Annotated in this window: 7 protein-coding genes; all 7 read right to left on the reverse strand. The window is 41.1% G+C overall.

Annotation, left to right across the window (positions count from 1 at the left end):
- Nucleotides 1-237: 237 nt before the first annotated feature.
- The 7 genes from FHT21_RS13370 to FHT21_RS13400 all read right to left on the reverse strand — a co-directional run bounded on the left by FHT21_RS13370 (nucleotide 238) and on the right by FHT21_RS13400 (nucleotide 11,914).
- Complete coding sequence (locus FHT21_RS13370; protein WP_167295138.1) at nucleotides 238-2,685, reverse strand: glycoside hydrolase family 95 protein; 2,448 nt, start codon at nucleotides 2,683-2,685, stop codon at nucleotides 238-240.
- A gap of 95 nt (nucleotides 2,686-2,780) precedes the next feature.
- The gene (locus FHT21_RS13375) at nucleotides 2,781-4,391 is read right to left on the reverse strand and encodes a glycoside hydrolase 43 family protein (RefSeq protein WP_167295139.1); all 1,611 of its coding nucleotides are present in this window, start codon (nucleotides 4,389-4,391) and stop codon (nucleotides 2,781-2,783) included.
- Between the two features lie 102 nt (nucleotides 4,392-4,493).
- Nucleotides 4,494-6,071 carry a DUF5013 domain-containing protein gene (locus FHT21_RS13380; protein WP_167295140.1) on the reverse strand — a complete coding sequence of 526 codons (1,578 nt, stop codon included), beginning with the start codon at nucleotides 6,069-6,071 and terminating at the stop codon, nucleotides 4,494-4,496.
- Between the two features lie 9 nt (nucleotides 6,072-6,080).
- On the reverse strand, nucleotides 6,081-7,952 hold the full coding sequence (locus FHT21_RS13385; RefSeq protein WP_167295141.1) for a LamG-like jellyroll fold domain-containing protein: 1,872 nt from the start codon (nucleotides 7,950-7,952) through the stop codon (nucleotides 6,081-6,083).
- A gap of 13 nt (nucleotides 7,953-7,965) precedes the next feature.
- A complete protein-coding gene (locus FHT21_RS13390) occupies nucleotides 7,966-9,615 on the reverse strand; it encodes a DUF5008 domain-containing protein (protein WP_167295142.1) in 1,650 nt (549 codons plus the stop codon).
- Between the two features lie 8 nt (nucleotides 9,616-9,623).
- The gene (locus FHT21_RS13395) at nucleotides 9,624-10,328 is read right to left on the reverse strand and encodes a hypothetical protein (RefSeq protein ID WP_167295143.1); all 705 of its coding nucleotides are present in this window, start codon (nucleotides 10,326-10,328) and stop codon (nucleotides 9,624-9,626) included.
- A gap of 17 nt (nucleotides 10,329-10,345) precedes the next feature.
- Nucleotides 10,346-11,914 carry a RagB/SusD family nutrient uptake outer membrane protein gene (locus FHT21_RS13400; RefSeq protein WP_167295144.1) on the reverse strand — a complete coding sequence of 523 codons (1,569 nt, stop codon included), beginning with the start codon at nucleotides 11,912-11,914 and terminating at the stop codon, nucleotides 10,346-10,348.
- Between the last annotated feature and the right edge of the window lies 1 nt (nucleotide 11,915).

Below are 11,915 nucleotides of genomic sequence, written 5' to 3' on the forward strand. Positions count from 1 at the left end.
CAAGTCACCATCCGGAACACTTCTTACCCTAATAATTGCCAGATCTACAAATTCAACCCTCAGCGTCTTATATCCCGAACGGAGCAACAATCCGTTAGAGATCCTGGTGGCCTTAAAGGCAGATTGAGCAAATGTAACCGTAGCTGCAAGAGAAAATATCAGTATGCATATTATTGTGGATGCGGAAAATTTTAGTGTTGCGTTAACATTCATCTGCCAAACCAGTTTTTTCAAATCTTAGTTCCTTACTTTATAGCTTTTTCCTTTACTGGTTAAAAACGTTGTCAGGTATCCATTTGCTGATTTAGTGACTTTTGTTTTAACCCCATCTACACGAATCGGGGTGCTTGTTCTGATCACACAATTACCCCCATTTCCAGATCTGATCAATGCCGACTTTAATTTACCTGCATTCCACTCCATATCAACGGTAAAAGCGCCTCTGGCCTTTAGTCCAGATATGTTTCCATTCGCCCATGATGTTGGAAGAGCCGGCAATAGATGCAATTCGCTCAGGTGGCTTTGCAAGAGCATTTCTGTAATGCCTGATGTTGCACCGAAATTTCCATCTATTTGAAATGGAGGATGGGCATCGAAAAGATTTGGATATAAACCACCACCTTTTGAGACACTTAAATCGCGCATTAAATCACGAACCAGCTTATAAGCATGGTCACCATCGAGTAAACGCGCCCAGAAGTTAATTTTCCAGGCAAGGCTCCAACCGGTTCCTTCATCACCGCGTAACTCCAACGTTTTTTTGCTGGCCGTAGCAATATCGGCATTGATTAACGGTGATATTTCACGCCCAGGGTGTAAACCATAAAGATGGCTTACATGACGGTGATGCGGTTCTACATCTCTCCAGTCTTTATACCATTCCTGTAAGTTACCCGCCTTGCCAATATGAAGTGGGTATAGTTTCGCTAATTTTGCTTTAAGTAACTTTCTAAATTCATTATCGGTTTTTAATGCTTCTGAAGCTTCGATACAGTTACGGAAATGGTCGCGAACGATTGACATATCCATGGTTGTAGCGATAGAGGTATTTGCTTTTTTCCCTTTATCGTCATAATATTCGTTTTCAGGTGAGAATGATGGGGCGGTAACCAGATATCCATTTTTATCTTCTACCAAATAATCTACTAAAAATTCTGCTGCACCTTTCATCACCGGATAAGCCTTTTTTAAAAAGTCTTTATCCTGGGTAAAGCGATAATGTTCATACAAATGGCGGCTTAACCAAGGAGCTGCCATATACCAGTTTGCCCATTTGGGATCGCCTTTTCCTAAATTCCCTACCGGGTTACTTAAAGCCCATATATCGCTGTTATGATGGGCAACCCAGCCTTTCATATGATAAAAGTCTCTGGCAGTTTCTTTGCCTGTTACAGCCAAATCGTTGATAAACTTAAATAATGGATATTCCATTTCTTCCAGGTTACTGATTGCCGCAGGCCAGTAGTTCATTTGGGTGTTAATATTGATGGTATAATTTGAGCTCCATGGTGGTCTCATTGAGGCATTCCATATCCCCTGAAGATTTGCCGGAGGTCCGCCAGGCCGCGAAGAACTGATTAGCAGGTATCTTCCATATTGATATAAAAGCGTTTCAAATGCCGGGTCGGTTATACCCTTACTAAATTCAATGAGGCGCTCATTTGTAGGAAGTTTTGCATTTGAAGTATCGTTGGCTGTGCTCAGCTTAAATTTAACACGGTTAAAATAACGCGAATAATCAGCTACATGCTCAGTGTATAACTCCTTCCATGGGCGCTTAATCGCTGCTGTAAGGTTATTGCTGCAAATTTTTATCTCATCTTTCCCTTCGCTTACCGGACATTTATCGAAACCGTTAAAACTGGTGGCGGCACAAATAAACAGCAACACTTCATCTGCATTTGCAACCTTCACGCCAGAAGTATCCGACTTAACGCTCCCACCCTTCAAAACAGCGCGAACCTGCATGGCTACCCGCATACCGCGGCAATCGGCATCGTCATAGTTTATTGGCTTGGGATTATAGTTCACATAACTCGGATCAACTTGTGATGGGGCTTTTCCTTTAAAAATAATACCATTGTTCCCATCTGCAGTTATAATCCCCTTAAGCTGACTACTTACACTGGCAAAAAAATTGATCATGCCAGGTTTATTCGCACTTAAACGAATAACAATGGCTTTACCTGGTGCAGTAGCTATCACCTCGCGTTTGTAAGCCACTCCATTTGCCTTGAAATTGACCGAGGCCAAACTTTCATCAATAGATAAGTCTCTTATATAATTCTCAAATTGACCGGGGCCAATATCCTGCTTCAACTTCAGGTCTGCCAAGGGCAGGTAAGATTGAGAATAAACGCCCTGCATTTTCTTTATCTCGGTATTTGCCTCCTGATAATTTTCATTTTTTAAAAGCAGCTCTCGGGTACGTAAAAGGTATTCGGGTGCCTTGGGGTTTACATTAGCTTTTACCGGACCGCCACTCCATAAAGTTGCCTCGTTAAGCTGGAGTAATTCATTAGACGGATCGCCATAAATCATGGCGCCCAACATTCCATTTCCAACAGGTAAAGCCTCAGTCCATTTTTTTGCAGGTGTATTGTACCATAATAAATCATTTTTCTGTCCAAAACATTGAAAGCATAAATTGAAAAAAATAGTCAGGAAAAATAAGAAACGAATCATAAATTATATTTGTGTGTGTATTTTAGTTTAAAAATGGGTGAAAGCGCTTATATGTTTCTCAAATTTGAATAACGAATAGTCGTAAATACCAAACCTTATTTGGTATACTTATACTTAAAGTAATCTATATCCACATAGCCTTTATCTGCAAGTTTATTATAATTGAAGATGCCTATTCTATCGCCCCGGTAACTCCCCCAGGTTAATTGGGTAACATTGCCAATTGGTAAAAACGTTTCCCCATCTAAACTATAGAAGTACCGATTTTGGCCTTGGTAATCCCAGATCGACCTCAGCCAAACCGTGCTTTCTTTTATTTTTATCTCAGGTGATTCCTGCCCATCCGCATGGTACACCATCAACCTCTCCTCACCCTGCTGTATAATACCCAGCATGCTCATAGATGTTGTAGAAAAGTGTGTCAGGCCGGCAAACTGTCCGTCGGCCATTCCACTGATATCCAGTTTCACAGTAGCCTCATTAGCCCTGGTTCGCATACTGCGTTGCGTAATGGTATTACCAGCTCTTAATAAGATTTTTTTCGGATCTTCAGGTTTTATAGGTTGAAAAGCCTTAAGGCGAAGAAACCCTTTTCTTTCAGAGAGTGACCACCTGTCATTTCTGGGTTGGTAGTTCCACTCCCATTGCGGACGTAATGTTACGGATGAAAAATCGTCATCTGTTTGGATTTTTACATTTGGATTAAGGGGAATTGGGGCTTTTCCAGACCATACCATGTTCCCAATACGATCTTCGCCAACCTTACCAACTATCGGCCAGCCATCTACCCAGGTTACAGGTAACAAACTTGCTGCCCTTCCTTCCCAATCGCCAGAGCCATGATGGGTAAAAAACCACCATTGTCCATTTTTCAATTGCATTAGTCCGCCTTGGTTAGGTTCTCTGTCTGTGTTTTTGTTTACGTGGTTTAACTGTTTAATTTCCCACGGGCCGGTAATATTCCGAGATCTTTCCATCATCATCACACGGCCTTCTGCTTTTACTTCGCTAAAAAAATGATAGTATAAGCCATTGATCTTATATAATTTATTTGCCTCACTGCCTGAAGATTGATGAATAATCGTATCAGTATCCATATGCAGGCTCTTGCCATCCTGAGCCATCTTAAAGAGATGAATGTTGTACTTTTTATTGGTTTTAGTATCCAGTTTAAAGTTTGTCGCTATAAAATAAAGCTGTCCGTCATCATCACAGAAAGAAGAACAATCGTCCCATCCCGACACCTTCCAAACCTGGTGTAGTGGCGCCCAGGGCCCTTTAGCATCAGTGGCTGAACTCATAAAAAATCCGTCGTCCGGACTACCGAAATAGACCCAAAATTTATTTTTATAATACCGGATAGACCCAGCCCAGATCCCTTTGCCATAACTATTCATCTTCGTCCAGTCCAAATTAGGACTGATCCGGGTGAGATCAGCAACTACATGCCCCGCAATTTCCCAGTTCACCAGATCTTTAGAGTGTAATACGACCATTCCGGGCGAAAACTGCATGGTTGAGGATATGGCGTAAAAATCATCACCAACACGGATGGCATCTAAATCACTATAATCGGCAGGTATAACCGGGTTATAAAAGGTTCCATCCTTTTGCCCTCCCCAGCTTTCCGTTTTCTGACCGAAAACAGTGGCACTAAGCGTAACAAACAAAAAAGTCTGGTATAAAAAATTAAGTGCAAATTTCATAAATAAAGGTAATCAAGGACGCTTTAACCTCATCTGGTTTTTAAGGGGTTTAACTAATTTACAATTTTGACTTCCAATTCTGAGGATATTTTCTAACAAATACTAAGGGTTTAACGTACGCGTTAACGTTACTCCTGATATATTGACCGATTGGCTACCAGAAAGTGTGGCAACAAAGCCCATCGATACCGTAGCAGCAGCGTTTAGCGTAAAGGTAAATGATTTGCTTCCTGCCCCATTTATGGCCACCCTGCCTACAAAGTTTGCAGGGGTTGTTGGAGCAGCAATATCAGGAATATTAGTGCCTATTGCAGCAACACTGTAGGCGCCTTTGGTGTTATCGGTTGTTACACCTCCACGTACATTTGCATCAAATTTGTAAGTACCCGCCGGCAATAAAACAGTCTGATAAATCTTCCCGTTTGTAATATTGGGTGTTGTTGGAGAACCTCCCGGCTTTCCGGCATCTGAAGCGGTATAACCAGATTCGAAGGCAATTTGGGTGCTATTGTTATTATCAAACGAGCCATAGGCGCCATTCAGTTCGTTTGTCAGGCTGTAAGATTGGTGAGTATTTCCTTGCGCATTAAACAGCCAGCCCGAAAGCACGCCCCATCTGCCCTGATTTGGATCTATGGTGCTGGTTTTAAACGGCTGTGAAGTATTTTTCAACACTTTTGTAATATCCGAAAATATGCGCAGCGGGTCTATTAAATAAACCAGTGTGTTTTTTGCAGCATTTACCTGGTATTTTTCAGGATTAGATAAGGTAAATGCCAATGCAACTTTTGATGGAAATCTTGCAAAGATACTATCGATGTTAACCCTCATTTCAACAATAGCCGAACTCTTATAATCATCCAGGTAAACATCATTAAGATCCAATGCGGCATTTGTAAGAATAGCGGTGCCTGCAGGAAGCAGTCCTTTCGCAAGCAATTTTTTTAATGTATCGGCATTATATGCAATTGATGTTTTAAAGCCCCTTGAGGCTTTTCCGCCTAAATCTACCTGTGCTTTTATGGAGAAACCATTATTATCAAAGCTTACATTATTAGCGGTTAGATTAGGAGAAGTTAGTTGCGTTACAACCTGGTTTGGATTGCTTACCGCAGCAGTAAATGATAAAAAATGTAACTCATCTATTTTAGCTATATCTGCAGTATTCAATGTAAGCACTACAGATTTTTTGCTTTCATCCAATTTTTGCGATTTTGACGGATTGGAAAGCGTGATGGCAAAAACCAGATTTTTACCATAATTCCGCTCAATAGCACTCGCAGAAACGGCTACATTAAAGGTTACACTCTTTGTACCAAACCGCACTTCAACAGATTGAGGCATTGAAAAATCAGGAAAATTGATCACTGCACCATTGGTTACCGTTTGCGAAATTGCCAGCTGTGGCTCAGGCGCAATATTAACGGTAAAGGTAGCATTAGCAGGGTTTTCCAGCGCTATCCGAACAGGAAAAATAATTCTATCGTCTCCTTTTGTGATATCAGCAACATTAACTGCATTAACCAGCGATGGATAGTCAAATTTAAGCACTCCGGATAAGGAACTCACCTCATCAACAAAGTCTTCCTGTTTACAGGAGTACAGAAAAGTGACCGTAAGCACTAAAAAGGTACAAAAGAGGATTACTATTTTAGTATGATTTTTATAAAACGTATTCATATCGACGAATTAATTATTTAAAAATACTTTCCCATCCAAATTCCAGTTTTCCTTGATCGGAATACTTAGCCACGACAAGATCTGTGCGGTTATATCATCCGATCCCGGTACTGTTGCAGATATATCGGGAAGTGAAATTGGACAAACGATGTAATTGCTTTTTTCCCACACGGTACTATTTCCAAGTTCAGTGCCCTTTATAAGGGGTGTACCCCCTTTGAGCACTTTAAAATCATAATTACCATTCTCCGTTAATATTTCATTCTTAAACCTCCCGCCAGCTCCATCTCTGCAAGGCCAGTAGCTTGCGAGATAACTGTAATCAGGGTGAGAACTACTCACATAGGTGTCGCACGAAAATTGCTTGATGGTCTCATCAGATAATGCTTTTCTCCAGATTCTGATATCAGACACATTCCCATCGAAGGGATCTTTGTTTTCATCGGGAATATAACCTATAGTATAGGGTGCATTATAAGTATCGATTAAAGGCCATAAGGTTTCAGGAATTTCTGCTTTAGTATTAAAAATGCCATCGGTATACAGCGAGACGAAACGCTTTGTGCCCTCTGTCCTAATTACAACAGCAATCGCATGCCAGTTTCCATCGGCAATAATAACCTTCTTATCATCGGCATTTACCCCAATCTCATTAGTACCTGCGGGTGTTGCCCCTCTGGCAAGTGAAAAACGCCAGGTCAGCTTTTCTATAGAAAGGCACCAGCCAACACCTCCGGTATTGTTAAGCCTGGTAATCTTTCTGCCAAAGAAACTTGGCCATTGAAATGTATAAGTGCCTATATTTTCCTTTGCAAAAGTGCCTATTGTGTTTTTGTTCTTTCTTACCTTCATTTCAATGGTAAAGTCGCCTTTACTACCGAAATTCAATGGATTTATAGCGGAAGATTTTAAAACGTCATCAAATCTGAGTTCAGCTCTGATCGCACCGCTTTGCAGCGCTGCTTCAGACGCTACTCCCGTAGACGAATAAAAGCGAACGAAGTTTCCGTCATAAACATTGCCGGTAAATGGTTTGTCTATTAGTTTTGATTGATACTTATCGTTATAAAAAAGCGTAAATGTATTGGCCTTTGGGTTTGAAAATATAGTATTATCATTCACTACACTTGCTGCCGCCCCTCCGCGACTGGAAGTAACGATCACCATCCAGTTTTCCTTGCTATAATTTTTTCTATTTTTTAATGCCTCCATGGCCTGGCCAACATAGGTATCAAACTGAAGGATAGCATTTTTGTATTGTTGATTTGAACTCTCGTAAGCATTGGTGCTACCGGCTGTATTTACATTTTTATACATACCCACTACCACACCGGCATTATCATCAGCCAATTCCTTCAAAACAGCATTTTGAATTTCCGTATCACTATTATAGGTTGCCCTCGAATTAACAGAAGCGTCGCTTGTAAAATTGTCTGTAAATGTATTGCTGTAAGAAAAAGTTGCAATTCTAACATTTGCATTTGCCTCCTTAATACGCTGAAATACTACAGGGTACAAATTCAGTTTATTATTGCCGAGTGTTGCACTTGTTACCTCGTGCTTGGCTTTTGATACCCCGGTAAATAGGTCTGCCCATGTGGTCGCCTCATCATAACCTTCATCGCTTACGGAGTAATACGAATAGGTAGACTTTTTTAAAAGGCTGGTCATATTAGGAGGCCCAACTTCTTTTAAAGCCACCCCACGCAATCCATCAACAACCAAAACCAACACTTTCCTTGCTTTCGGACTATTGAAAGTGGTATCGTTTATCACTAAAGGGGCTACCTTGTCAAATTCACTTTGGCAAGAACTTCCCAAAATGGCCACCATCCAAAAGCAGAGCAGCCTTACCATTACCGTTGTAAAATTCTTTTTCATAATTTACTTTTAATTAATCCTCAAGCACTAAACCTTTGATATTCTGAACAGCTTGCGAATCGAATTTTCTAAACGAGCCGAGCAAAACGATGCTTCGCTTATTATCTTTATTTCTCTCCTCTAAAACCCTGTTAATTGTTCCTGTTAACTCGCCCAGGGTATTGTAACCTGGAGCCAAGCCTCCCTGTGGCGATAAAATCATAAATCCTGCACGCCGTACATTGTTATATTTTTTAAAATTACCCGATACCACAATCAAGCCGTTAGACAACTGCTGCGCAAACGACGGATAACCGCTATCAAAGTTTCCCGAAACAAAAGTATCATCAATTGATCCGTCGGCTTTGAGCACTAAAATATTCTGAATGGGCTGGTTGTTAAATGAGCTAAAAACACCTGTAAGTACAAATCGTTGCGTAGTACTGTTCCAGTTGATGCTTGTGATATAACCAGTAGCACCTTTACCTGCCTGAAAAGAATCGTCAACAGTTCCGTCCGTATTAAGCCTAACAATTCCACCGGCTGCCTTATTATCAAATTTTGAAAAAGCCCCTACCAATACCAATTTACCATCGGCCTGCATTACGGCATCTAAAATGTTACCATTACCGCCTTCAAGGGTAGTTCCTCCAGAGAAATGGTAAGTATTATCAAGACTTCCATCTAATTTAAAACGTACTACCTGCCTGATGGGAACAGAGTCACGAACAAGACTATCTCTATACCCGGTTAAGGTTGTATTTCCAGATGTGTAGGTAAACGTTCTGCCCACATCGTACCGGTGGGAGATATAATATTTAACTCCTCCTACGGCAATTATTCCGTTATTGAAGTAAAAAATCCGCTTAATCGGGGCATCTGTTCCTCCATTGAAAACGGGAACGGTAAGTTTTGGATAAGTGGCTCCACCATTCTTTGATGAATAGGTATCAACCTGCTTGAGGTCAATCGCCCCAAGAGAAGTAAGTCTTGTGATATTTTTAACCGGCCCCTTGAGGTCGAATGCAGACATATTTCCCGCAACGAAAATATTGGCATCGTTCGGGCTCGACGTAACAGCACTGAGGTAACCGCTAACTACCCCGGTACCCAATTGCAATGTTCGTTGAACCTCCCCTTCGTACGTAGTCTCCGCTATTTTTTTAATGGCCAAAACAATTCCTTTATCATTAAAGTCGGTAAATTCTCCTACCATCAGGTATTTTCCACTCCTCATTTTATAGGCATCGTAAATGGTGTTATTGGCACCTATTTTTGCCTTGAAGTAGGGATCATCCGATATTTTGCCAAAAACCTTAAACTGTGGACCAAAAAAGACCTGGTCGCCAATTTGTATGGAAGTTGAGCCTGAACTACCTGCAGCAGGAACTTTAACTTTTACCACATCGCCAACAATCGAAACGATCTCCGCTTCTTCACCACTAAACTGGAAATGAAGTTGTGTTTTATATTGTTCGGCTCCTATAACGCTTACCGTTACCACATCATTGGCACTGCCTTGTGCAGGTTCTATAGCACTGGCTGTGTTAAATTTTAATCCTAAAGGCATTTTCCCGCCTATATAGGGGTTTTCAAACTCTGTAACTTCATCCTTGCATCCGGCTAGCAATAGCATTGAAAGGCTGCAGGCCGTAAACCAAATTTTTATTTTAAAAACTGACATATTTCGAATTACTTAGTTAATAATACGTCCTGGATTAAATTTTGAGGATCAGCCCCAAACGGAAAATCTGTACTCAGCACATGCACTACAGCATGTTTAGGCTGCACATCAGAAGAAGTGATGGGGATACTGACCCAATTATCTAAAGGCTGGGATACGTTCGGTATATAAGACAGCAGCAACTGCCTGTAACCCGTGTATTTCACCCCGCCGGCATCCGCATATCTTACACCGATATTAAATACATCTCCGCTATAAGCTACATAGTTTTGGCCCGGGAATATGGCTTTTGCGCCAACATCTATTTGTGGATAATCGTTAAGCTTGTTCGCGCCTTTAAAAATATAGTTGGAAAGATACCTGCGCCAAATCAATCCATCTATATCGGTAAGCGTCTTCACCGTGTCTTTTCCATAGGTAAATAATGTCGAATTGACTTGTTTGATCAACAAAGCAACAGCATAATCCTGCGGGGCGAAAAAGGTAAGGGTATCTTCGCTAAACTGGCGTTCCATGCCGGCTATTTTAATGATGTTCACAATCGTATCAAAACTTCTCGGATTCGACTTTAGGTATTCTAAAGTAGTTCCGGGAAAAACAGGATTAGATTTGCCCCCATCAAAATAGTATTGATCTTTTTTGCAGGCAAAAATGAGCAGGCAAGAAAATAATACGAATAGCCATGGGCTTGATAATTTCTTAAAATAGTTCATTGTGATTATATAAATTGTTAGAACCAGTAATCATTTAATGTCATAAAAGGGTTTCTATCGCGGGCAGCCGGGTCAATCGGCCATGTCCAAGCCCCTCTGTTAAATTGATCGATTGATAGTGGGTTTGAAGTCCATTTTGGATCAAGAATCCGTTTTGTACGTACCAAATCGAAAAAACGGTAGCCTTCCCCAAGCAATTCGCGCCCTCTTTCCTTAAATATCTCATCTTTCAGATCCTGACCTACCAAACCAGATAAAGCGGGAGCATTAGCCCTCATCCTGACCAAATTAATCGTAGCCGTCGCCTCTCCGTCCCTTCCTAAGTTGGCAAGGGCCTCGGCCTGGAGTAATACCGCATCAGCGTACCTAAAGAGCACAAGTGCCCAGTCGGGAAAGCCCAGCACAGATACCGGACCTTCAAATTTAGATAAGGCAAACCGTCCATTTTCCTGATCCCTATTTTGAATCATATCTGCCCGGTAATCACTCCCGTTGCCAAACAGAAAATCGATATATACTTTATTATAATGCAGTTGCGTTGTGGTCCCGTTTTCTTCATGTTTGGTTAACACAACCGGTTCGCCAGGAAATGCTGATTTATAAAAAAGATTGGAACCCGATGTAAAGGCAGAACTTTCCTTCAATTCAATTAAACTTTCACTTGTTCCGCCAAGGAATATCCGACTTGTTTCTTCAATTGGAATAAGCGAATGCTGGTTACTCTGAATAAGTTCGTTCCCTAAAGCAGCTGTTTTCTCATAATAGCTGCTTTTGTTTGCCTCATCAAACCCGGCATTCCACATATACATGTTCATTAAAAGTGAGATTGCTCCTGCTCTGTTTGCCCGTACGCCATTTAAAGCCGGATCATCATATTTCCATGGAAGATTATTTTTTAATGGTTCAAGTTCGGCGATACATTTGTTCAATACACTTACAAATTTCTCCCTGCCCAATGGCGTAGCGTGATTTGCATCGGTATAATAAGCAACATCGCCATATATCCTAACCATAATGAAATAGGTGAGGCATCTGATAAATACAGCTTCAGCCATATACCGCTGTTTATCGGTATCACTTAACCCGGGAATTCCTTTGTTCACCTCCTCATACATGATATTGGTTTCCTGAATAACCCTGTAAAAATCCGTCCAATTGGTATTAACAGCGAAATTGAAAGCCAGCACCGTATTAAATGTCCTGGGCGATGCACCATTAGTTAACCATGGTGAGTTTGCTGTTATTCCATAAACTACGGCCTTCATATCGTTTTTAACCAGATAATCATAAACCACCCTTCGGTTCTGGTCATTGGATTGAAAGCTGGTAACACCTGCGGCGGCTGTATTTGATGCAAGCTCTCCGAGCCTAAATTCGCCTGCAGCTGGCCAAAAGCAAGAGTTAGAGAGTTTATCCCAAAGCCTTGCGTAAATATCAATGGTAAATGCCTCCACATCGGCACCTGTTTTCCAGTAGCGATTTCCAGAGAATCTTTCTATCGATTCAACCTCAAGAAACTTCTTACAACTTGTCCCGGTTAACACAAGTAAAAGAATTAAATAAAACCGTATATTTTTAATGTTCATA

The organism is Pedobacter sp. SG908, from assembly GCF_011759615.1.
Classification (GTDB): domain Bacteria; phylum Bacteroidota; class Bacteroidia; order Sphingobacteriales; family Sphingobacteriaceae; genus Pedobacter; species Pedobacter riviphilus.